The sequence below is a fragment of the Primorskyibacter flagellatus genome (assembly GCF_048268605.1).
Classification (GTDB): Bacteria; Pseudomonadota; Alphaproteobacteria; order Rhodobacterales; family Rhodobacteraceae; genus Primorskyibacter; species Primorskyibacter flagellatus.
Genome location: NZ_JBLWVF010000018.1, coordinates 1 through 19,430, shown reverse-complemented (window position 1 = coordinate 19,430; position 19,430 = coordinate 1). Strand labels below are relative to the sequence as shown.

32 protein-coding genes are annotated in these 19,430 nt (G+C 58.8%); all 32 read right to left on the bottom strand.

Translation table 11 applies throughout. The features are described 5' to 3' along the window. Positions 1-66: 66 nt before the first annotated feature. Positions 67-1,380 (bottom strand): replication-associated recombination protein A, encoded by a 1,314-nt coding sequence (locus tag ACN0WV_RS15925; RefSeq protein ID WP_417607071.1) that lies wholly within the window; start codon positions 1,378-1,380, stop codon positions 67-69. A gap of 372 nt (positions 1,381-1,752) precedes the next feature. Then, entirely contained in the window at positions 1,753-2,163 is a 411-nt protein-coding gene (gene rplQ, locus ACN0WV_RS15920; RefSeq protein ID WP_084352064.1) for a 50S ribosomal protein L17, read from the bottom strand. Positions 2,164-2,332: 169 nt separating this feature from the next. After that, on the bottom strand, positions 2,333-3,349 hold the full coding sequence (locus ACN0WV_RS15915; protein WP_084352257.1) for a DNA-directed RNA polymerase subunit alpha: 1,017 nt from the start codon (positions 3,347-3,349) through the stop codon (positions 2,333-2,335). A 112-nt stretch (positions 3,350-3,461) separates the two neighbouring features. After that, the gene (gene rpsK, locus ACN0WV_RS15910; RefSeq protein ID WP_084352062.1) at positions 3,462-3,851 is read right to left on the bottom strand and encodes a 30S ribosomal protein S11; all 390 of its coding nucleotides are present in this window, start codon (positions 3,849-3,851) and stop codon (positions 3,462-3,464) included. 15 nt (positions 3,852-3,866) lie between these two features. Beyond that, on the bottom strand, positions 3,867-4,235 hold the full coding sequence (gene rpsM, locus ACN0WV_RS15905) for a 30S ribosomal protein S13 (RefSeq protein ID WP_084352060.1): 369 nt from the start codon (positions 4,233-4,235) through the stop codon (positions 3,867-3,869). A 199-nt stretch (positions 4,236-4,434) separates the two neighbouring features. Continuing rightward, positions 4,435-4,767 carry a DUF6693 family protein gene (locus ACN0WV_RS15900; protein ID WP_417607068.1) on the bottom strand — a complete coding sequence of 111 codons (333 nt, stop codon included), beginning with the start codon at positions 4,765-4,767 and terminating at the stop codon, positions 4,435-4,437. 53 nt (positions 4,768-4,820) lie between these two features. Beyond that, on the bottom strand, positions 4,821-5,465 hold the full coding sequence (locus ACN0WV_RS15895; protein WP_084352056.1) for an adenylate kinase: 645 nt from the start codon (positions 5,463-5,465) through the stop codon (positions 4,821-4,823). Then, positions 5,462-6,826 carry a preprotein translocase subunit SecY gene (secY, locus tag ACN0WV_RS15890; RefSeq protein ID WP_116600016.1) on the bottom strand — a complete coding sequence of 455 codons (1,365 nt, stop codon included), beginning with the start codon at positions 6,824-6,826 and terminating at the stop codon, positions 5,462-5,464. Before secY ends, ACN0WV_RS15895 begins: the two co-directional genes overlap by 4 nt. A gap of 107 nt (positions 6,827-6,933) precedes the next feature. Continuing rightward, a complete protein-coding gene (rplO, locus tag ACN0WV_RS15885) occupies positions 6,934-7,407 on the bottom strand; it encodes a 50S ribosomal protein L15 (RefSeq protein WP_084352053.1) in 474 nt (157 codons plus the stop codon). A 228-nt stretch (positions 7,408-7,635) separates the two neighbouring features. Continuing rightward, positions 7,636-8,421 carry an MBL fold metallo-hydrolase gene (locus ACN0WV_RS15880; protein ID WP_417607066.1) on the bottom strand — a complete coding sequence of 262 codons (786 nt, stop codon included), beginning with the start codon at positions 8,419-8,421 and terminating at the stop codon, positions 7,636-7,638. Positions 8,422-8,583: 162 nt separating this feature from the next. After that, on the bottom strand, positions 8,584-8,772 hold the full coding sequence (gene rpmD / locus ACN0WV_RS15875; RefSeq protein ID WP_084352049.1) for a 50S ribosomal protein L30: 189 nt from the start codon (positions 8,770-8,772) through the stop codon (positions 8,584-8,586). A 12-nt stretch (positions 8,773-8,784) separates the two neighbouring features. Further along, the gene (gene rpsE / locus ACN0WV_RS15870; protein WP_084352047.1) at positions 8,785-9,369 is read right to left on the bottom strand and encodes a 30S ribosomal protein S5; all 585 of its coding nucleotides are present in this window, start codon (positions 9,367-9,369) and stop codon (positions 8,785-8,787) included. A 122-nt stretch (positions 9,370-9,491) separates the two neighbouring features. Continuing rightward, entirely contained in the window at positions 9,492-9,851 is a 360-nt protein-coding gene (gene rplR / locus ACN0WV_RS15865; RefSeq protein ID WP_084352045.1) for a 50S ribosomal protein L18, read from the bottom strand. A gap of 11 nt (positions 9,852-9,862) precedes the next feature. Further along, complete coding sequence (rplF, locus tag ACN0WV_RS15860) at positions 9,863-10,396, bottom strand: 50S ribosomal protein L6 (protein ID WP_084352043.1); 534 nt, start codon at positions 10,394-10,396, stop codon at positions 9,863-9,865. A gap of 10 nt (positions 10,397-10,406) precedes the next feature. Beyond that, positions 10,407-10,799 carry a 30S ribosomal protein S8 gene (rpsH, locus tag ACN0WV_RS15855; protein ID WP_084352041.1) on the bottom strand — a complete coding sequence of 131 codons (393 nt, stop codon included), beginning with the start codon at positions 10,797-10,799 and terminating at the stop codon, positions 10,407-10,409. Between the two features lie 14 nt (positions 10,800-10,813). Then, positions 10,814-11,119, bottom strand: coding sequence for a 30S ribosomal protein S14 (gene rpsN, locus ACN0WV_RS15850; protein ID WP_084352039.1), 306 nt, complete (start codon positions 11,117-11,119; stop codon positions 10,814-10,816). 13 nt (positions 11,120-11,132) lie between these two features. Then, the gene (gene rplE / locus ACN0WV_RS15845) at positions 11,133-11,696 is read right to left on the bottom strand and encodes a 50S ribosomal protein L5 (protein WP_116600022.1); all 564 of its coding nucleotides are present in this window, start codon (positions 11,694-11,696) and stop codon (positions 11,133-11,135) included. Continuing rightward, positions 11,689-12,000 (bottom strand): 50S ribosomal protein L24, encoded by a 312-nt coding sequence (gene rplX, locus ACN0WV_RS15840; RefSeq protein WP_417607063.1) that lies wholly within the window; start codon positions 11,998-12,000, stop codon positions 11,689-11,691. Before rplX ends, rplE begins: the two co-directional genes overlap by 8 nt. Continuing rightward, the gene (gene rplN, locus ACN0WV_RS15835) at positions 12,000-12,368 is read right to left on the bottom strand and encodes a 50S ribosomal protein L14 (RefSeq protein ID WP_084352033.1); all 369 of its coding nucleotides are present in this window, start codon (positions 12,366-12,368) and stop codon (positions 12,000-12,002) included. Before rplN ends, rplX begins: the two co-directional genes overlap by 1 nt. 75 nt (positions 12,369-12,443) lie before the next feature. After that, entirely contained in the window at positions 12,444-12,674 is a 231-nt protein-coding gene (rpsQ, locus tag ACN0WV_RS15830; protein WP_084352031.1) for a 30S ribosomal protein S17, read from the bottom strand. Between the two features lie 11 nt (positions 12,675-12,685). Continuing rightward, the gene (gene rpmC, locus ACN0WV_RS15825) at positions 12,686-12,889 is read right to left on the bottom strand and encodes a 50S ribosomal protein L29 (RefSeq protein ID WP_084352029.1); all 204 of its coding nucleotides are present in this window, start codon (positions 12,887-12,889) and stop codon (positions 12,686-12,688) included. Positions 12,890-13,415: 526 nt separating this feature from the next. Then, complete coding sequence (locus ACN0WV_RS15820; RefSeq protein WP_417607061.1) at positions 13,416-14,036, bottom strand: 2OG-Fe(II) oxygenase family protein; 621 nt, start codon at positions 14,034-14,036, stop codon at positions 13,416-13,418. Between the two features lie 216 nt (positions 14,037-14,252). After that, a complete protein-coding gene (gene rplP / locus ACN0WV_RS15815) occupies positions 14,253-14,666 on the bottom strand; it encodes a 50S ribosomal protein L16 (protein ID WP_084352025.1) in 414 nt (137 codons plus the stop codon). 12 nt (positions 14,667-14,678) lie between these two features. Beyond that, on the bottom strand, positions 14,679-15,389 hold the full coding sequence (rpsC, locus tag ACN0WV_RS15810; RefSeq protein WP_084352023.1) for a 30S ribosomal protein S3: 711 nt from the start codon (positions 15,387-15,389) through the stop codon (positions 14,679-14,681). After that, complete coding sequence (gene rplV / locus ACN0WV_RS15805; protein WP_084352021.1) at positions 15,389-15,769, bottom strand: 50S ribosomal protein L22; 381 nt, start codon at positions 15,767-15,769, stop codon at positions 15,389-15,391. Before rplV ends, rpsC begins: the two co-directional genes overlap by 1 nt. Positions 15,770-15,772: 3 nt before the next feature. After that, complete coding sequence (gene rpsS, locus ACN0WV_RS15800; protein ID WP_084352019.1) at positions 15,773-16,051, bottom strand: 30S ribosomal protein S19; 279 nt, start codon at positions 16,049-16,051, stop codon at positions 15,773-15,775. A 3-nt stretch (positions 16,052-16,054) separates the two neighbouring features. Beyond that, positions 16,055-16,897, bottom strand: coding sequence for a 50S ribosomal protein L2 (gene rplB, locus ACN0WV_RS15795; RefSeq protein WP_084352017.1), 843 nt, complete (start codon positions 16,895-16,897; stop codon positions 16,055-16,057). Between the two features lie 263 nt (positions 16,898-17,160). Continuing rightward, positions 17,161-17,457: a 50S ribosomal protein L23 gene (locus ACN0WV_RS15790; protein ID WP_084352015.1), complete on the bottom strand. Its 297-nt coding sequence runs from the start codon at positions 17,455-17,457 to the stop codon at positions 17,161-17,163. Continuing rightward, on the bottom strand, positions 17,454-18,071 hold the full coding sequence (gene rplD, locus ACN0WV_RS15785) for a 50S ribosomal protein L4 (RefSeq protein ID WP_084352013.1): 618 nt from the start codon (positions 18,069-18,071) through the stop codon (positions 17,454-17,456). The genes ACN0WV_RS15790 and rplD overlap by 4 nt, the downstream gene beginning before the upstream one ends. Continuing rightward, positions 18,068-18,910, bottom strand: a complete 843-nt coding sequence (rplC, locus tag ACN0WV_RS15780) for a 50S ribosomal protein L3 (protein ID WP_417607056.1) — start codon at positions 18,908-18,910, stop codon at positions 18,068-18,070. The genes rplD and rplC overlap by 4 nt, the downstream gene beginning before the upstream one ends. Positions 18,911-18,925: 15 nt before the next feature. Beyond that, positions 18,926-19,234 carry a 30S ribosomal protein S10 gene (gene rpsJ / locus ACN0WV_RS15775; protein WP_084352009.1) on the bottom strand — a complete coding sequence of 103 codons (309 nt, stop codon included), beginning with the start codon at positions 19,232-19,234 and terminating at the stop codon, positions 18,926-18,928. 108 nt (positions 19,235-19,342) lie between these two features. Continuing rightward, positions 19,343-19,430: EF-Tu C-terminal domain-related protein (locus tag ACN0WV_RS15770; protein ID WP_417607141.1), on the bottom strand; the 88-nt coding region annotated here is incomplete at its 5' end.

Genomic DNA, 19,430 nt, shown 5'->3' with positions numbered 1-19,430 from the left:
CGGCTTTGACGCTGCGAGGGCATGTGTACATATTCAGTGTGCAAAAGGCACAAAAGGCCCCAAACCTCACCCCGGATTGCGCCGCGCGCGCAGTTTGGCAAAATATTCGACCCGCTTTTTCAGATCCCGTTCAAAACCGCGCTCGACAGGGGCATAAAACTCTGTCCGGGCCATGGTTTCGGGAAAGTAATCCTGCCCGGAAAACCCGTCTTCCTGATCATGGTCATAGGCATAGCCGTCGCCGTAACCCTCTGACTTCATAAGCTTTGTCGGCGCGTTCAGGATATGTTTGGGGGGCGGTTCACTGCCGGTCTTCGCCGCCGCTTTCCGCGCTGCCTTGTAGGCGGTGTAGACAGCGTTGGATTTCGGGGCAAGCGCCAGATAGACCAGCGCCTGCGCGATCGCCAACTCGCCTTCGGGACTGCCAAGACGTTCGAAAATCTCCCACGATTCCAGACAGATGGACTGCGCCTGTGGGTCCGCCAACCCAATATCCTCAACCGCCATCCGGGTGATCCGCCGCGCCAAATAGCGTGGATCCTCGCCCCCTTCCAGCATCCGTGCGAACCAATACAGTGCAGCATCGGGGTCTGATCCCCTGACAGATTTGTGAAGCGCCGAAATCAGGTTGTAATGCGCATCGCCGGACTTGTCATATTGCGCCGCACGGCGCATCAAACGCTCGCTCAAGCTATTGGTATCAAGCGGTTTTTCGACCTTCCACGCCATGATCTGTTCAACAAGATTCAGCAGCGCTCGCCCGTCGCCATCGGCCATCTCCAACAGTTGTTCTCGCGCTTCGCCGCTCAACGGCAGTGCCCGGCTTACCTCTTGCTCCGCGCGCTGCGCCAAACGCTCCAGATCGGCAAGCGATAGGCGTTGCAGAACAAGCACTTGGCTGCGGGACATCAAGGCTGCATTCAGTTCGAATGAGGGGTTCTCCGTCGTCGCGCCGACAAGCAGTATCGTGCCGTCCTCCATATGCGGCAGGAACCCGTCCTGCTGCGCCTTGTTGAAACGGTGGATCTCGTCAACGAACAACAAGGTGCCCTGCCCATTCGCCCGGCGATGTTTGGCGGCTTCGAAAACCTTCTTCAGATCCGCAACGCCAGAGAAAATCGCGCTGATCTGGACAAAGTGCAGGTCCGTCTCGCCCGCCAGAAGACGCGCTATCGTGGTTTTCCCAACACCTGGCGGCCCCCAGAAGATCAACGATGACAGTGTGCCTGATGCCAGCATGACACCCAACGGCGCATCCGGTCCAAGCACTTGCTCTTGCCCGATGACCTCATTTAGCGCCTGTGGACGCAGCCTGTCGGCCAATGGGCGCGGGCCGTTATCTGCGGCTACTTTCTGAGAGCTGTCGAAGAGATCGGCCATCCGTCCTTATCCTGTTGGCATAGTGGGCCACTGCGCATCGCGCGCTGATACAGCATATGTCTGCGCGCGCGGCGCGATGCAAGCCTTGAGCCACAACCGCTGCGACGCGACTGCTGCGCGTCAGCAAGGACGGGCAGCTTCACAAAGGGTTTGACGCTGTTCTGATGCTCTGATTGCAGATACCGCGCAACCGGGAGATCACGCGGATTGCCCGTTTGCCGGGCTTAAATCAAATCCTTGATTGGAAATGCGGGCAGTTGGTTGCCAGAGTGCCCTACCAGCGCCATCTGCATCAAAAAAACGCCGCCTAGTCAGCGCAAAATAAAAGCCCGCCGAAGCGGGCTTTCGTATCGTTCTGCCCCAGAGAGCGGTTTATTCTTCAGCAGCTTCCAGACGGGCCTTGTCAGCCGCGCCTTTGGCGTCGACGTCACGGTCGACAAATTCGATGATCGCCATCGGGGCCATGTCACCATAGCGGAATCCCGCCTTCATGATCCGGATATAGCCACCCTTGCGGTCCGCAAAGCGCGGGCCAAGCACGTCGAACAGCTTTGCAACGTGGATGTCCTGCTTGAGCTGCGATGCTGCCAGACGACGTGCATGCAGATCGCCGCGCTTGCCGAGCGTGATCAGCTTTTCGACGATCGGACGCAGTTCCTTGGCTTTCGGAAGGGTCGTCTTGATCTGCTCATGCTCGATGAGCGAGCCGGCCATGTTTGCCCACAGCGCCTTGCGGTGCTCATGGGTGCGGTTCAGGCGGCGGTAACCTCTTGCGTGACGCATGTTCTTTTCTCCTAATTGCTCTCTACGAGCGGTTTTGCTTTGTCCGGCTCCCGATGCGTGTCAGGAACTCTCCTTGGGGCAACTGCCCGGATGTTTACCCTACCCGCCCCGGACTTGATCCGGGGCCTCTGGGCGAAAGGTCCCGGGACAAGCCCGGGACAGGTATTTCTCAGAACGAATCTTCCAGCTTTTTTGCCAGGTCTTCGATATTGTCCGGCGGCCAATCCTCAACATCCATGCCAAGGTGCAGGCCCATGCCCGACAGCACTTCCTTGATCTCGTTCAAGGACTTGCGACCGAAGTTCGGGGTACGCAGCATCTCTGCCTCCGTCTTCTGGATTAGATCGCCAATATAAACGATATTGTCGTTCTTCAGGCAGTTGGCCGAACGGACCGAAAGCTCCAGCTCGTCCACCTTCTTCAGCAGCAGCGGGTTGAATTCCAACCCGTCGTCTTCGTCCTGACGGTTTGCCGATTCAGGCTCGTCGAAGTTCACGAAGATCGACAGCTGATCCTGCACGATGCGCGCGGCAAAGGCCACCGCATCATCCGGCGGGATAGAGCCATCGGTTTCGATCTTCATCGTCAGTTTGTCATAGTCCAGCACCTGGCCTTCACGGGTCGGCTGAACGTCATAGCTGACCTTCTTGACCGGCGAATAGATCGCGTCGATCGGGATCAGGCCAATGGGAGCATCTTCGGGCTTGTTCTTGTCGGCAGCGACATAGCCCTTGCCCGTGTTCACGGTCAGTTCCATGAACAGGTCCGCACCGTCATCGAGATGACAGATCACATGCTCCTTGTTCAGAACCTCGATGCCTGCGCTGTCCGAAATATCAGCAGCGGTGACAACGCCCGGCCCTTTGGCATTGATCGAAAGCCGCTTGGGCCCTTCGACTTCCATCCGCAGGGACACGCCCTTGAGGTTCAGCACGATGTCGGTCACGTCTTCGCGCACACCGGCGACGGACGAGAATTCATGCAATACGTTGTCGATCTGCACGGAGGTGATCGCGGCGCCCTGAAGCGACGACATCAACACTCGGCGCAGAGCATTGCCCAGCGTCAGGCCAAAGCCGCGTTCCAGCGGTTCGGCCACAACAGTTGCCTGGCGCATCGGGTCATTGCCCGGCTTTACGTCCAGTTGTGTGGGCTTGATCAGCTCAGCCCAGTTCTTGTGGATCATGCGTCCCTCCATTCTTGTCTGCCTTCCATGTCCTAAAAGGCAAACGCCCGAGGTTTCTAACGACGACACGGGGCCCTGCACCTGGCAAGGCCCCGGTAATGAGTAATCTAGATCAAACGCGGCGGCGCTTCGGCGGGCGGCAGCCGTTATGCGCCATCGGGGTCACATCACGGATAGAGGTGATGTTGAAGCCAACCGCGGCCAGAGCGCGCAGTGCGGATTCGCGACCGCCGCCGGGGCCTTGGACTTCGACTTCCAGCGTTTTCACGCCATGCTCCTGAGCCTTTTTGCCCGCATCTTCAGCGGCCATCTGAGCGGCATAGGGCGTCGATTTCCGCGAGCCTTTGAAGCCGCATGTGCCGGCCGAGGACCACGAAATTGCGTTGCCCTGAACGTCAGAAATCAGGATCTTGGTGTTGTTGAAGGAAGAGTTTACATGCGCAACGCCAGTGGCGATGTTCTTGGAAACCTTCTTCTTCGTACGACGGGTATCGCGTGCCATATCTTCTGATCTCCCTTACTTCTTCTTGCCGGCAATGGCCTTAGCGGGGCCTTTGCGCGTGCGTGCGTTGGTATGGGTCCGCTGACCGCGGACAGGGAGGTTGCGGCGATGACGCAGGCCGCGATAGCAACCAAGGTCCATCAGACGCTTGATGTTCATCTGCGTCTCGCGGCGCAGGTCACCTTCAACGTCGTAGTTGGCGTCGATATGTTCCCGAACCGCCAGAACTTCGGCGTCGGACAGCTCGTTCACACGGCGAGTCGCGTCGATGTTGACGGCTTCACAGATGGCTTTGGCCGAAGAATGACCAATTCCGGTGATGTAGGTAAGGGCGATCGGGACCCGTTTATGGGTCGGGATGTTTACGCCGGCGATACGTGCCACGTGTCACTTTCCTTTTGTTGCGGTTCCGTAGCTCCAGAACCTTTTTTCACAACGCAAGCCCGGACGACGATTGCCCGGGCCGCAGCTGAATTCGAGATGATTTAGCCCCAATTGGGAATCGCGCGCAAAGCGCGAGATACGGCTGTCTATTGGCCAGTCAAAGCATCGTCAACCCCTGTCAAGCGCTTTCTTGGCCGACCTATAATGGCTTTAGCTCTACAGCGTTCAACAGGCGCTTTATCACCGCTGGCCAATAGACCAGATACGCAAGTCCGAAGGTCACAATGGTCAGCAAAAGCCACACAAGAGCATGTCCCAGAATGTCGAAGAAAGCCACCTCAACTGACACGCGGGCGATCCTGGTCCCTTCACCATCCAGAACATATGTCCGATTCATCGGTGCCTTGATGAAGTAGTAAGGCAGCACAAACAAAGCCAGTCCCAGCGTCACGATGGATAACACAATCCAGATGAGAAGCTGTCCGATTGCTTCGCCAACCGTAAATTCGCATGAAAAGCGATTGCCGAGCATCACAAAATCCTAGTGCTTCGCGAGGTTATGCGACCCGCTGGCCGAAACCGGTTTCAGCCTGCCAACGCCGCGTCAATCGCTGCCTTGACCTCGTCAATCTCACCCAGCCCATCGACGGACACCAGATCCCCCTTGGCATAATAATAGCCAAGCAGCGGCGAGGTTTTCTTGTAGTATTCCATCAGGCGGGTCTTGAGGCTGTCCTCATTGTCATCCGCCCGTCGCTTGAACTCTGTTCCGCCGCAATTGGTGCACTTGCCATCGGCGGGAATCGGTTTGGTCTGATCGTTGTAGACTTCGCCACAATTGCCGCAGGTCGATCGGGCCGTGATCCGGGCCACCAGCGCCGCGTCGTCCACTTCCATCTCGATCACGGCATCCAGCGCCTCGCCTGAGTTTTCAAGCAACTCGCCCAGGGCATCAGCCTGCGCCAGCGTCCGGGGGAAGCCGTCGAAAATGAAGCCGCCCGCCTTGTCGCCTTCCAGCTTCTCGCGGATCAGTCCGATGACGATCTCATCGGTGACCAGATCGCCGCGCGCCATGACGTCGGCGACGATCTTGCCCATCTCGGTTCCGCTGTCCTTGGCTTCGCGCAGCATGTCACCGGTCGACAGCTGTATCATATTACGCTCATCCACGAGAATACGCGCCTGGGTTCCTTTGCCTGCTCCAGGCGGTCCAAGTAGAATAATATTCATCGGCGCGCAGGCCCCCGTTTGTTACGTTTCTTACTTCCTTTACCGCGAAGCTGCGATTTCTGAATAAGACCTTCGTATTGGTGGGCCAGAAGATGGCTTTGTACCTGCTGGATCGTGTCCATCGTGACCGACACCACGATCAGTACCGACGTGCCGCCGAAGTAGAAGGGAATGGCGAACTGTCCGCGCAGAATCTCGGGCAGCAGGCAGACCGCGGCAAGATAGGCAGCCCCCAACACCAGCACGCGATTGACGACGTATTCCAGATATTCGGCAGTCTTCTTGCCCGGACGGATACCCGGCACAAAGCCGTTCTGGTTTTTCAGGTTGTCCGCAACTTCGTCCGGCTTGAACGACACGTTGAACGTGTAGAAATAGGCGAAGAACACGATCATCGACGCGAAAAACAGCAGGTAGAGCGGCTGTCCGGGACCGAAATAGGCCAAGATCGTCGACATGACCGGACCGGCATCAGAGCCAGAAAAGGTTGCAATCGTAGTCGGCAGCAACAGCAGCGAGGACGCAAAGATTGCCGGAATAACGCCTGCGGGGTTGACCTTGACCGGCAGGTGGCTGGACTGGCCTTCCATGACCTTCATGCCAACCTGACGACGTGGGTATTGGATATGGATCTTGCGCAGGGCGCGTTCCATGAACACCACGAACATGATCACCGCTATGACCATCAGGATCACGCCAATGATGACAGCGGGGCTGATCGCACCCGAACGGCCAGAGGCGAAGAACTGCGCCAATGCGGCCGGAACCTCGGCGATGATGCCGACGAAGATGATCAGTGAAATGCCGTTGCCGATGCCGCGAGCGGTGATCTGCTCGCCCAGCCACATCAGGAACATGGTGCCGCCGACCAGCGTGATGACACAGGAAGCGCGGAAAAAGAGACCGGGATCCGTCACCAGATCGCCCGCTTCCAGCGAGACCGCCAGACCGTAGGCCTGGAAGGTCGCCAGAATCACCGTTCCGTAGCGGGTGTACTGGTTGATCTTCTTGCGGCCCTGCTCGCCCTCTTTCTTGATCTGCTCCAGCGACGGAACCATCGAGGACAGGAGCTGAATGATGATCGAGGCAGAGATATAGGGCATGATCCCCAGCGCGAAGATCCCCATACGGCCAAGTGCGCCGCCGGTGAACATCGTGAGGATCCCCCCGATGCCCTGCTGGGCCTGTTCCATGAATTCGCGCAGAGCCAGACCATCGATGCCCGGAACGGGAATGTAGGTGCCAAGGCGATAGACGATCAGTAGGCCAAGCGTGAACAGGATGCGATTGCGCAGGTCAGTGGCCTTGCCCAATGCCGCCCAGCTTGTATTCGCGGCCATTTGTTCTGCTGCAGATACCATGCGGGTCTCTCTATAGTGAAAACGCCGCCCGGGCCGTTTTCCGGCTCGTGGGCGGCGTTTGGAAAACTCAAAGGTATGTAAGCGGACTGACGCCCGCTCACAACCTCTTATTCAGCAGCTTGCGCGGTCGTGACCTTGAGCGAGCCGCCAGCCTTCTCTACCGCCTCGATGGCAGACTTGGAGGCACCGGTGACTTCGAGGGTCAGTTTGGAGGTGACGTCGCCCTTTGCCAGAACGCGGATACCGTCCAGCTTGCGGCGCACCAGACCGGACGCGATCAGCACGTCTTCGGTGATCGCATTGCCGGCATCCAGCTTGCCTGCTTCGACGAATTTCTGGATCAGGCCAAGGTTGATGACCGCGTAGGACTTCCGGTTGGGCTTGTTGAAACCGCGCTTCGGCAGACGTTGGTAGAGCGGCATCTGGCCGCCTTCGAAGCCTTTGATCGCCACGCCCGAACGGGACTTTTGACCCTTGATACCACGGCCACCCATTTTACCCATGCCGGAGCCGGGGCCACGGCCAACGCGCTTCTTGCGCTTGGTTGCGCCGTCATTGTCGTGCAATTCATGCAGTTTCATGTCGCTTCTCCTTTGCCGGATGCGGCCCCCAGCGACGGGAGCGGCCGAACACGGCGTGTGTTTGTGAACGAGTCGCGGCCCATACCGGGCCACCCGGCGCGTATACCGAGGCGCGCGCGCACGTTCAAGGGCGGAGTTCCACATCGCGGAAAGATCCGCCAACAGGCCCCCGCTCAGGGCGGGGGCGGGGCCGTGCAAGTCGCGGGTGTGCGCCGAGATAGACGAAGTTCAGGCCTCGCTCTCTTCGTACCATCCACCCATTTTCACCTCTGACGCATTGCCGACGAGTTCCGCGAATTCTTCGGGATCCTGCGTGCCGCCGTCGCGGCCGCGATAGTGGTAGGGGTAGACGTATGTTGGCCCGAATTCCTGGACCGCATCAGCGGCCGCCGCCGCATCCATGGTAAAGGGCAGGTTCATGCAGACGAAGGCAAGGTCGATATTCTCCAGTGCGCGCATCTCGGGGATGTCTTCGGTATCGCCGGACAGATAGACCCGGAAATCATCAAAGCTCAGGACATATCCGTTGTCCCGGCCTTCGGGATGGAAGTTCATGCGCTCTTCGGTGGTGTTAAAGGCCGGGATCGCGTCGACCGCGACGCCGTTGAACTCTGTGGACTCTCCATTGCCGATGGCCTGCGCTGTCGCGGCTATCCCCTCAGGAAGCATGCCGTGGACCGCAGGGTTTGTGATCACTGCTGTGTCGTCGCCCATCAAAGCGGCCAGCGTTTCGGCATTATAGTGGTCGCCATGCTCGTGGGTGATCAGGATAAGGTCGGCACCGGGCAGATTGGCATATTGCGCGGGATCGCCGACGGGATCGACATAGATTGTGCCTGCAGGTGTCTCCAGCACAACAGATGCGTGACTGACCGGATGCACCGAGATCGCACCTCCAGCGGTTTCGAACATGTCGCCAGTGTGGGCCGCGGCGTGCGCGGCATAGGGCAGCACGGTGACGACCCCTGCTCCGGCGGCGGCGGTGACCAGAAAGGCTCTGCGTGATTGTGTCATGTCAGATTTCTCCTGTTGGATGCCTTCAAGATAGACCGCGTCACGCAAACGACAAACGCCAAAACTGGGGCGAAGAACGCGAAACGCCCCCCGGCAGGGCCGAGGGGCGATCACTTTTATTTGATGCAGTAAAGATCTTGTGCGAAAGATCTTGTGCGCGCGTCAGTCGCGCTCTTCGACGATCTCAACCATGTGGGAAATCTTTGCGATCATGCCACGCACGGACGGGGTATCTTCCAGTTCGCGGGTCTTGTGCATCTTGTTCAGACCCAGACCGATCAGCGTCTGACGCTGAACTTGAGGGCGGCGGATCGGCGACCCGATCTGCTTTACAACGATGGTTTTTGCCATGTTCCCGGTTCCTTACGCTTCTTCGGCCACTTGGGCGCTTTCCTGCGGCGCGTCTTCACGCTTTGGCAGAATATCGGCAACTTTCTTGCCGCGACGCTGAGCCACCGAACGCGGGCTGGTCTCTTTGCCAAGACCTTCAAGCGTTGCGCGGATCATGTTGTAGGGGTTCTGCGACCCGATCGACTTGGCGACAACGTCCTGCACGCCCAGCATCTCGAACACGGCACGCATCGGACCACCGGCGATGATACCGGTACCCTGTGGCGCGGTACGCATGACGACTTTGCCAGCGCCATGACGGCCTTCCATGTCGTGGTGCAATGTGCGGCCTTCGCGCAGCGGCACGCGGATCATCTTGCGCTTCGCCTGCTCTGTCGCCTTGCGGATGGCCTCGGGGACCTCTTTGGCCTTCCCTTTGCCAAAGCCGACACGGCCTTTTTGGTCGCCCACAACCACGAGTGCTGCAAAGCCAAAACGCTTGCCGCCCTTCACGGTTTTGGACACGCGGTTGATCGCGACGAGGCGATCCGCAAATTCCGGCGTTTCATCACGCTGGTTGCGGCGGTTGCCACCACGGTTATTGGTATCTCTTGCCATTCGGCGTCCTTTCGTTCAGGCGCGGCGATGCGCACCAAAATAGTTCAATCCTGGTGCCCCGGCACTGGTCCGGGGCCCGGATCATCGAGGTGCCCCGAACGATTGTCCGGGGCGTCCTGCACTTAGATCTTCAAGCCACCTTCACGCGCGGCGTCGGCCAGGGCCTTCACCTTGCCGTGGAACAGAAAACCACCACGGTCGAAATAGGCTTCTTCCACACCGGCCTTCTTGGCGCGCTCGGCAATCGCGGTGCCCACCTTTGCGGCAGCCTCCAGATTGTTCTTGCCGGTCACGCCCAGATCCTTCTCCAGCGAGGAGGCGGAAGCCAGGGTAACGCCGTTCACATCGTCGATCAGCTGAGCGCTGATGTTCTTGTTCGAGCGATGTACGCTCAGCCGCAGCCGACCGGCATTGACCTTGCGAAGTTTGTTCCGAACGCGCAGGCGGCGCTTCAGAAACAGGGTTCTTTTGCTGTTTGCCATCTTGTGCGTCCTTACTTCTTCTTGCCTTCCTTACGGAAGATGAATTCATCCTTATAGCGGATGCCCTTGCCCTTATAAGGCTCGGGCTTGCGCCATTCGCGGATGTTCGCTGCGACCTGACCGACCAACTGTGCGTCAGTGCCTTCAACAACGATCTGCGTTGGCTTCGGGGCTGTCACGGTGACGCCCTCCGGCACAGTGAAATCGACGTCGTGAGACAGACCAAGGTTCAGTTTAAGCACGTTCCCCTGAAGCTGGGCACGATAACCCACGCCCTGGATCTCGAGCTCTTTCTTGAAGCCTTCAGACACACCCTGCACGAGGTTGGCAACCATAGTGCGGCTCATGCCCCACTGCTGGCGCGCGCGCTTGGACTTGCCGCGCGGCGTGACCGCCACGACATTGTCCTGCACCTCGATGGTGACATCGTCGGTTGCGTTGAAGCTGTGGGTCCCTTTGGGGCCCTTCACTTCGACGGTCTGGCCGGACACGGATACGCTGACCCCCGAGGGCAGCTCGACCGGTTTCTTGCCAATACGAGACATTACCTACTCCTCAGAAGACCGTGCAAAGCACTTCGCCGCCAACATTCTGGCTGCGTGCTGTTGCATCCGACATCACACCCTTGGGGGTGGAGACAATCGAGACACCCAGACCCTGACGGACCTGCGGGATCTCCTTCACACCCAGATACACACGACGGCCCGGAGTCGAAACGCGCTTGAGTTCGCGAATAACCGGGATGCCCTCGTAGTATTTGAGGCTGATTTCGATGGCCGGGTGGCCATCCGCGCCCGTGGTTTTCTCGTAGCCACGGATATAGCCTTCGTCCGCCAGCACATCCAGAACCCATGCACGCAGCTTGGACGCTGGCGTGATGACCGTGGACTTGCCACGCATCTGGGCGTTGCGGATACGGGTCAGCATATCGCCGATAGGATCGTTCATTTGCTAACCCTCCCTTACCAGCTGGACTTGACCATGCCGGGAGCTTGGCCATTCGAGGCCAATTCACGCAGCATGATACGGCTGACTTTCAGCTTACGGTAATAGGCGTGCGGACGCCCCGTCAGCTGGCAGCGGTTGTGAAGACGCGACGGCGCGCTGTTGCGCGGCAGTTTCGCCAATTCGAGACGGGCCTTGAAGCGCTCTTCCATCGGCTTCGACTCGTCTTTTGCGATTTCTTTGAGCTCGGCACGCTTTGCGGCATATTTTGCCACCAGGCGTTCGCGCTTCTTCTCGCGTTCGATCATTGCTTTCTTCGCCATGATACAGATCCCCTCAGCTGTTGAACGGCATGTTGAAATGCTTCAACAGCGCTTTGGCTTCCGCGTCGGTCTTCGCGGTCGTGACAATCACGATGTCCATGCCCCAGGTCTCGTCTACCTTGTCGAAATCGATTTCGGGAAAGACGATATGTTCCTTGAGGCCCGTGGCATAGTTGCCGCGGCCATCGAACGATTTGCCCGACACTCCGCGGAAGTCACGGACACGGGGCATTGCGATGGTGATGAGACGGTCGAGAAAGTCGTACATCCGGTCACCGCGCAGGGTCACCTTGGCACCCAGCGGCATTTCTTCACGGACCCGGAAACCGGCGATCGATTTCTTGGCCTTTGTGATGACAGCCTTCTGACCGGCAATCGCGGACAGGTCTTCCTGTGCCGATTTTGCCTTCTTGGAATCGCGTACCGCTTCGGCACCACAGCCGATGTTCAGCACGATCTTTTCCAAAGCCGGGATCTGCATGTCGCTCGTGTAACCGAACTCTTCCTTCAGCGCCGCTTTGATCGTGTCGCGAAACTGCGTTTTCAGACGCGGGGTATAGGTTGCAGTATCAAGCATCGATCACGTCCCCCGTGGTCTTGGCAAAACGAACCTTCTTGTCGCCTTCCATGCGGAAGCCGACGCGGGTTGCCTTACCGTTAGTGTCAACCAGCGACAGGTTCGACAATGCAATGGGCATCGCCTTGGGCACGCGGCCCCCCTGGCTGGTCTGGGTCTGACGGGTGTGGCGGATGGCCATGTTCAGCCCGTCCACGACAGCCTTGCCGGCTTTGGGGTCAATCAGGGTGATCGTGCCCTGCTTGCCTTTGTCCTTGCCGGTCAAAATGACGACATTGTCGCCCTTGCGGAGCTTAGCAGCCATTACAGCACCTCCGGAGCAAGCGAGATGATCTTCATGAAGTTCTTGGCACGCAATTCGCGCACGACCGGCCCGAAGATACGGGTTCCGACCGGCTCACCTGCGTTGTTCAGGATCACGGCGGCATTGCGGTCAAAACGGATGGAGGAGCCGTCTTCACGACGGACTTCCTTGGCGGTGCGCACGACGACGGCCTTGCGGACGTCCCCTTTTTTCACGCGACCGCGCGGGATGGCTTCCTTGACGGAGACGACGATAATGTCGCCCACGCTCGCATATCTGCGTTTGGAACCACCCAGAACCTTGATGCACTGCACCCGGCGAGCGCCGGAGTTGTCAGCGACATCCAGATTGGTCTGCATCTGGATCATTTGGTTTCTCCCGACCTTTGGGGGGCGTCATTCACGCCAATCCCCCAGGGTTTCGTAAAGCTGTTGAGCGGAGGCTTATTCAGCCACCACCTCCCAGCGTTTCGTCTTCGACTTCGGCGCGCATTCGATGATGCGGACCGAGTCGCCAACCTGAAACTTTTCAGCTTCGTCGTGAGCCCGGTACTTCTTGGACTTACGGATTGTCTTTTGCAGCACAGGGTGCTTGAAGCGACGCTCGACCTTCACGGTGACGGTCTGGGCGTTGGCAGTGCTTGTGACGGTGCCTTGCAGAATTCGTTTGGGCATATCAGGCGTCCTTATTCTGCAGCCGCTTGCGCGGCTTTCTGGTTCAGCACGGTCTTGACCCGTGCCGCGTCACGACGCACCTGGCGCATACGTGCGGTATTTTCCATTTGGCCGGTGGCCGCCTGGAAGCGGAGGTTGAAGGCCTCCTTTTTAAGCTGGACAAGCTGATCCCGGAGTTCGTCCGGGGTCTTGTCACGGAGTTCGTGGGCGTTCATGCGCCTCTCCTTTACTACAACATCACCGGCAGGCCCCCATCTGCGTGCACATAGGGTCACCCTTTTTCCGGTGGAGTCCGTGGATGAGCAGCCCCTTTACGCGCGATTCGTTCAAAACGCAACACTCTGTATAAACGAAAGCCACCCGACCGGCTTCGCGATGCGTTTGCGCCTCGGTCTACCGCTCCCCCCCTTCAAACGCCTATCCGGCTTTTCTTTACCCAGCGTCGGCTTTCAGGCTATGATGTGTCATGCGCCAGTTGCTGACATTGGGGCTGATACTTGCCGCCATGCCCGCATTTGCGGAACAGGCCCCAACCGAGTGTGCCTGCATAAACCGCAATGGCGTAGAAGTCCCACTCGGTGAGATAGCCTGCCTGAACGTTGGTGGAAAAAGCTTCATGGCACGTTGTTCGTTCTCGCAAAACGTGCTGACCTGGCGACGGGTACAGGATGGCTGCATCGTATCAGAAGCGCCCTACCCGTTCAGCCCGGCACCACATCTAGCGAATGTCTCACGCGCGGCTCAGTCCCACCTATAGTTGAAACTGACGCTGATGCGCTCTTCTTCAGACATGTTCATCGGCACTTCGTGGCGCAACCAGCTTTCCCACAGCAACACGTCACCGACGTTTGGTGCCTCGTATATAAAGGCCCGCAATTCCTCGCGGCAACCCTTTTGGCGTGTAGGGGCCGCCATCATCATCGGCAAACGCGGATCTTCAAGCTTCAAAGCAGATGCTCCACCAGGCATGGCAACATATGTGGTGCCTGAAATGACCGAATGCGGATGGATATGACTGGAATGGGTGCCACCTTCGGGCAGGATATTGATCCAGATATCTTCCAGCACCAACGCCCTGTCGCCCAGATCAAATTCCAGATCCTTTGCGAAAGCCGCAACATGCTTGTCCAAGGACGTTACCAGATCCCCAAACACGGGAAACCGCCAAGGCAAGTCCGTCAACGACGCGTAAGACGTATAGCCGGGATAGCCATTCTGCTCGCACCACACCTGCCCGGCCTCGTCATCCTCTGCGATCGAATAGCAGGACTGGGCCATCTCGTCGGCGTCGATAACGGGTGCATGCTCCGACAAGGCAGCACGGTAAAGGCGGGTGGCAAAAAGCGAGCGTATCTGTGACATGACCGTGGTGTAGCGCGAGTCGTCACCGGGTGCGAGAGGCCATTCGCATCAGCGCGTCCTGCCCCGGACTTGATCCGGGGCCTCTGCGGTTTCGCTGACGGCAGAAGGCCCCGGATCAAGTCCGGGGCGCGCAGTGACCGACCGCAACGAAACGAAAACCCCCGCCGCTTTCGCGCCGGGGGTCAATTCTACTCGCATCGGGCTATCGCCCTTTGCTTACCAGTCCTCGCGAACGACGACGCGGGTCTTGATCGGCAATTTCATCGCAGCAAGACGCAGGGCCTCGCGGGCCACGTCCTCGTCGACACCGTCGATCTCGAACATGACACGGCCGGGCTTGACCTTGCAGGCCCAGAAGTCGACCGAACCTTTACCCTTACCCATCCGAACTTCGGTGGGCTTGGAGGTCACGGGCACGTCCGGGAAAATCCGGATCCAGACCCGGCCCTGGCGCTTCATGTGACGTGTCATCGCGCGGCGAGCCGCCTCGATCTGACGCGCTGTCACACGCTCGGGCTGGGTTGCCTTGAGGCCATAGGTTCCGAAGTTCAGGTCGCTGCCGCCTTTGGCAAGACCTGCAATCCGACCCTTGAACTGCTTGCGGAATTTAGTGCGTTTCGGTTGAAGCATCTCAAATTCTCCTTAGCGGCGGCCGCCGCCGGCACCACGAGGGGCCGGGCCGTCCTGCAGCTCTTGTGCCTTACGGTCACGCGCTTGCGGATCGTGCTCCATGATCTCACCCTTGAAGATCCAGACCTTGATCCCGATGATGCCATAGGCCGTTTCGGCCTCGACATTTGCGTAATCAATGTCAGCGCGAAGGGTATGCAGGGGCACGCGGCCCTCGCGATACCATTCGGTACGGGCGATCTCTGCGCCGCCAAGACGGCCAGCAACGTTCACCCGGATCCCCAATGCGCCCATGCGCATCGCGTTTTGCACGGCACGCTTCATGGCGCGACGGAACGACACCCGGCGCTCAAGCTGCTGAGAGATCGATTCTCCCACCAGACGCGCGTCAAGCTCGGGCTTGCGAACCTCAACGATGTTGAGGTGCAACTCAGAGTCGGTCATTGCCGCGATCTTCTTGCGCAGGGTTTCGATATCGGCGCCTTTTTTGCCGATGATCACGCCCGGACGCGCGGTATGAACGGTCACACGGCACTTTTTGTGCGGACGCTCGATGATGACGCGCGACACACCGGCCTGCTTGCATTCCTTGAAGATGAATTCGCGGATGGCGATATCTTCCAGCAGCAGATCACCATAGTCCTTGGTGTCAGCATACCAACGGCTGTCCCAGGTGCGGTTGACCTGAAGGCGCATACCGATCGGGTTGGTTTTGTTACCCATTATGCTTGCTCCTCGACCTGGCGGACCTTGATGGTCAGCTCACTGAACGGCTTGATGATCTTGCCAAACCGGCCACGGGCACGGGGACGACCGCGCTTCATGGTCAGGTTCTTGCCGACATAGGCCTCGGCGACGACCAGTTCATCAACATCCAGATTGTGGTTGTTCTCGGCATTGGCGATGGCCGACTGAAGGCATTTCTTCACGTCGATCGCGATCCGCTTGTTCGAGAAAGTGAGATCGGTCAGGGCCTTCTCCACTTTCTTGCCACGGATCATCGCAGCAACCAGGTTCAGCTTTTGCGGGCTTGTGCGAAGCATGCGCAGTTTTGCCATTGCTTCGTTATCAGCCACGCGGCGGGGATTCTTATCCTTGCTCATGGCTTATTTCCGCTTCGCTTTTTTGTCGGCCGCATGTCCGTAATATGTACGGGTCGGCGAATACTCACCGAACTTCTGACCGATCATATCTTCGGAGACGTTCACCGGGATATGCTTGCGGCCATTATAGACGCCAAACGTCAAGCCCACGAACTGGGGCAGGATCGTCGAACGGCGCGACCAGATTTTGATAACTTCACTGCGACCCGATTCACGGGAAGCTTCGGCCTTCTTGAGCACATAGGCGTCAACGAAGGGGCCTTTCCAGACAGAGCGTGTCATGTATTAGCGCCCTTTCTTCTTGGCGTGCCGCGAGCGGATAATCAGCTGCTGCGAGGCCTTGTTCTTGTTACGGGTCTTGGCACCTTTGGTCGGCTTACCCCAAGGAGTAACCGGGTGACGACCACCGCTCGTACGACCTTCACCACCACCATGGGGGTGATCGATCGGGTTCATCACAACGCCGCGAACGGACGGACGCTTGCCATAGTGGCGCATCCGGCCTGCCTTGCCGTAGTTCTGGTTCGAGTTGTCGGGGTTCGACACGGCACCAACGGTGGCCATGCATTCCTGACGCACCAGGCGCAGTTCGCCCGAGCTGAGACGGATCTGGGCATAGCCACCATCGCGACCGACGAACTGGGCATAGGTGCCCGCCGCACGCGCGATCTGACCACCCTTGCCGGGTTTCAGTTCGATATTGTGGACGATCGTCCCGATCGGCATGCCCGAGAACGGCATTGCGTTGCCCGGCTTGATGTCGACCTTGGTGCCTGCCACGACCTTGTCACCGACAGCGAGACGCTGGGGGGCAAGAACGTAGGCCTGCTCGCCATCGTCATATTTGACGAGCGCGATAAAGGCGGTCCGGTTCGGGTCATATTCGATCCGCTCGACGGTTGCCGCCACGTCGAATTTGTTACGTCTGAAATCTACGATCCGGTAGAGGCGCTTTGCCCCACCACCACGCCTGCGCGATGTGATCCGCCCGGTGTTGTTCCGACCGCCCGATTTGGACAAACCCTCGGTGAGAGATTTGACCGGACGCCCTTTCCAAAGCTCCGAACGGTCGATCAGCACCAGCCCGCGCTGGCCCGGCGTCGTCGGCTTATACGACTTGAGTGCCATGCTTTCTGTCTTCCGTTAGCTACTGGCGGGAGACCCGCCTGATGTAAGCCCCCTCGTGCGAGGTGACCGAAGTATAAGGGCCCCGAAGGTCCCCGGTGATCCGCCGAAAAATGCAAAAGAACCGTTGCCGGCACGCCGCAAGATCAGGCGAAGAGGTCCCGGATCAAGTCCGGGACGGGTGTCTGCGGGTCCACAAGGACCTCCAGACAAAAAACCGTGCAGCCCCGGAACGAATCCGGGGCTGCGAAAGTTGCCCGTGGCTATTACAGCCCGGTGGTCACGTCAATGGTGTTACCCTCTTCGAGGGTGACATAGGCCTTCTTGACGTCCTTGCGCTTGCCCGGTTGCCCGCGGAAACGCTTGACCTTGCCTTTGGTGATCGTGGTGTTGACGGCCTTGACCTTCACACCAAACAGGCTTTCGACGGCCTCTTTGATCTGTGGCTTGTTGGCCTCGATATCCACTTCGAAGACAACCGCACCGCTTTCCGACGCCATGGTCGATTTTTCGGTGACGATCGGCTTGCGGATCACGTCGTAATGTTCTGCTTTCGCGCTCATTTCAGTCGAGCCTCCAGTGCTTCGACACCCGCCTTCGTCAGGACAAGCGTGTCCTTCTTGAGGATGTCATAAACGTTGGCACCCATCGACGGCAGAACATCGAGACCGTCGATGTTGGCTGCGGCGCGGGCGAAATCCTGGTTCACCTCTGCCCCGTCGATAACCAGTGCGCGCTTCCAGCCCAGATCCTTCACCTGACGCGCCAGCTCGGACGTTTTGCCGTTCGAGTTTGCGGTGTCGATGATGACCAGCGAACCGTCCTTCAGCTTGGCAGACAGTGCCAGCTTCAGACCCAGTGCACGGACCTTCTTGGGAAGATCGTGGCCGTGGCTGCGCGGGGTCGGACCCTTGTAGATACCACCCTTGCGGAAGATAGGTGCCTTGCGGGAGCCGTGGCGTGCGCCGCCGGTGCCCTTCTGGCGATAGATCTTCTTCGTCGAGTAGCTGACTTCCGAGCGGGTCTTGACCTTGTGCGTACCAGCCTGCGCCTTGTTGCGCTGCCAACGAACGACACGGTGCAGAATGTCCGCACGCGGTTCCAGGCCGAAGACGTCGTCGCCCAGATCGACCGAGCCGGCCGTGCCGCCGTCCAGTTTGATCACGTCGAGTTTCATTCGTCGCCTTCCTTCTTCTCGGCCTCGATATTGGCCTCAGCCTTCTTCAGCGCATCTGCCTCGGCGGCGGCCTGCTCTTCAGCTGCGGCCTTTGCTGCGGCTTCTTCCTCGGCTGCGGCCTGTGCGGCGGCTTCCTCGGCAAGGCGCTTGGCTTCTTCACCCGCCGACTTCAGCGCGGCAGGATAGATCACGTTCTCGGGTGTCGGCTTCTTGACCGCATCCTTGACCGTCACCCAACCACCTTTGGAGCCAGGAACGGCACCTTTGATCATGATCAGGCCACGCTCTGCGTCGGTCTTGACGACCTGCAAGTTTTGCGTGGTGACGCGTGCAGCACCCATGTGTCCCGCCATCTTCTTACCTTTGAAGACCTTGCCGGGATCCTGACACTGACCCGTGGAGCCGTGCGAACGGTGGCTGATCGAAACACCGTGCGAGGCGCGAAGACCACCGAAGTTGTGCCGTTTCATGGCACCGGCGAACCCTTTACCGATCGAGGTGCCGGAAACATCCACATACTGACCTTCAAAGTAATGGTCAGCCGTGATTTCCTCACCGATTTCGATCAGGTTTTCAGCAGCCACGCGGAATTCCGCGACCTTGCGCTTGGGTTCCACATTCGCAACCGCGAAGTGGCCGCGCATGGCCTTGGATGTCCGCTTTGCCTTGGCCGTGCCAGCACCCAGCTGAACAGCGGTATAGCCGTGCAGATCGGCGGTGCGGGTTGCAACAACCTGAAGCTTGTCGAGTTGAAGAACGGTCACAGGAATCTGCTTTCCGTCTTCCATGAAAAGCCGGGTCATGCCGACTTTCTTAGCGATGATACCAGAGCGCAACATGTCCGGGTGCCCTCCTTATACCTTGATCTCGACGTCGACGCCGGCAGCCAGGTCGAGCTTCATCAGCGCGTCCACGGTCTGGGGTGTCGGGTCGACAATGTCGAGCAGACGCTTATGCGTCCGGATCTCGAACTGATCACGGGATTTCTTGTTCACGTGGGGACCACGCAGAACAGTGAATTTCTCGATCTTGTTCGGCAGCGGGATCGGCCCGCGGACGTCTGCACCGGTGCGTTTGGCGGTGTTGACGATTTCCTGCGTCGAGGCATCCAGGACGCGGTAGTCAAACGCCTTTAGCCGGATGCGAATATTTTGGCCTTGCATTTCAATCTAGCCTTTCGCGGCATTGGAGTTGATAGGAGGAGGCGGGATCATCCCGCCCCCTCTTCGAACCCTGCGGGGGGTTGTTTGCCCCCCGCGCAGTCAGTTTGATTACTCGATGATTTTCGAGACGACGCCGGAGCCGACTGTGCGGCCGCCTTCGCGGATCGCGAAGCGCAGCTTTTCTTCCATAGCGATC

Coding starts and splice junctions, on each gene's coding strand:
- rplO (WP_084352053.1), bottom strand. CDS start 7,407: ATGAAACTGCATGAATTGCACGACAATGACGGCGCAACCAAGCGCAAG.
- rplF (WP_084352043.1), bottom strand. CDS start 10,396: ATGTCTCGTATTGGCAAGAAACCGGTCGAGCTGCCCTCGGGGGTCAGC.
- rpsQ (WP_084352031.1), bottom strand. CDS start 12,674: ATGCCCAAACGAATTCTGCAAGGCACCGTCACAAGCACTGCCAACGCC.
- rpsC (WP_084352023.1), bottom strand. CDS start 15,389: ATGGGTAACAAAACCAACCCGATCGGTATGCGCCTTCAGGTCAACCGC.
- rpmC (WP_084352029.1), bottom strand. CDS start 12,889: ATGAACGCCCACGAACTCCGTGACAAGACCCCGGACGAACTCCGGGAT.
- ACN0WV_RS15925 (WP_417607071.1), bottom strand. CDS start 1,380: ATGGCCGATCTCTTCGACAGCTCTCAGAAAGTAGCCGCAGATAACGGC.
- rpsH (WP_084352041.1), bottom strand. CDS start 10,799: ATGAACGATCCTATCGGCGATATGCTGACCCGTATCCGCAACGCCCAG.
- rpsK (WP_084352062.1), bottom strand. CDS start 3,851: ATGGCACGCGATACCCGTCGTACGAAGAAGAAGGTTTCCAAGAACATC.
- ACN0WV_RS15900 (WP_417607068.1), bottom strand. CDS start 4,767: ATGCTCGGCAATCGCTTTTCATGCGAATTTACGGTTGGCGAAGCAATC.
- rplQ (WP_084352064.1), bottom strand. CDS start 2,163: ATGCGTCACGCAAGAGGTTACCGCCGCCTGAACCGCACCCATGAGCAC.
- rpsN (WP_084352039.1), bottom strand. CDS start 11,119: ATGGCGAAGAAAGCAATGATCGAACGCGAGAAGAAGCGCGAACGCCTG.
- rplP (WP_084352025.1), bottom strand. CDS start 14,666: ATGCTTCAACCGAAACGCACTAAATTCCGCAAGCAGTTCAAGGGTCGG.
- rplB (WP_084352017.1), bottom strand. CDS start 16,897: ATGGCACTCAAGTCGTATAAGCCGACGACGCCGGGCCAGCGCGGGCTG.
- rplE (WP_116600022.1), bottom strand. CDS start 11,696: ATGCTTGATACTGCAACCTATACCCCGCGTCTGAAAACGCAGTTTCGC.
- ACN0WV_RS15915 (WP_084352257.1), bottom strand. CDS start 3,349: ATGATCCACAAGAACTGGGCTGAGCTGATCAAGCCCACACAACTGGAC.
- secY (WP_116600016.1), bottom strand. CDS start 6,826: ATGGTATCTGCAGCAGAACAAATGGCCGCGAATACAAGCTGGGCGGCA.
- rplR (WP_084352045.1), bottom strand. CDS start 9,851: ATGGCAAACAGCAAAAGAACCCTGTTTCTGAAGCGCCGCCTGCGCGTT.
- rpsE (WP_084352047.1), bottom strand. CDS start 9,369: ATGGCAAGAGATACCAATAACCGTGGTGGCAACCGCCGCAACCAGCGT.
- rplN (WP_084352033.1), bottom strand. CDS start 12,368: ATGATCCAGATGCAGACCAATCTGGATGTCGCTGACAACTCCGGCGCT.
- ACN0WV_RS15895 (WP_084352056.1), bottom strand. CDS start 5,465: ATGAATATTATTCTACTTGGACCGCCTGGAGCAGGCAAAGGAACCCAG.
- rplX (WP_417607063.1), bottom strand. CDS start 12,000: ATGGCTGCTAAGCTCCGCAAGGGCGACAATGTCGTCATTTTGACCGGC.
- ACN0WV_RS15820 (WP_417607061.1), bottom strand. CDS start 14,036: ATGTCACAGATACGCTCGCTTTTTGCCACCCGCCTTTACCGTGCTGCC.
- rplD (WP_084352013.1), bottom strand. CDS start 18,071: ATGAAACTCGACGTGATCAAACTGGACGGCGGCACGGCCGGCTCGGTC.
- rpsJ (WP_084352009.1), bottom strand. CDS start 19,234: ATGCAAGGCCAAAATATTCGCATCCGGCTAAAGGCGTTTGACTACCGC.
- rpsS (WP_084352019.1), bottom strand. CDS start 16,051: ATGACACGCTCTGTCTGGAAAGGCCCCTTCGTTGACGCCTATGTGCTC.
- ACN0WV_RS15880 (WP_417607066.1), bottom strand. CDS start 8,421: ATGACACAATCACGCAGAGCCTTTCTGGTCACCGCCGCCGCCGGAGCA.
- rplC (WP_417607056.1), bottom strand. CDS start 18,910: ATGTTGCGCTCTGGTATCATCGCTAAGAAAGTCGGCATGACCCGGCTT.
- ACN0WV_RS15790 (WP_084352015.1), bottom strand. CDS start 17,457: ATGAGCGCGAAAGCAGAACATTACGACGTGATCCGCAAGCCGATCGTC.
- rplV (WP_084352021.1), bottom strand. CDS start 15,769: ATGAGCAAGGATAAGAATCCCCGCCGCGTGGCTGATAACGAAGCAATG.
- rpmD (WP_084352049.1), bottom strand. CDS start 8,772: ATGGCAAAAACCATCGTTGTAAAGCAGATCGGGTCGCCGATCCGCCGC.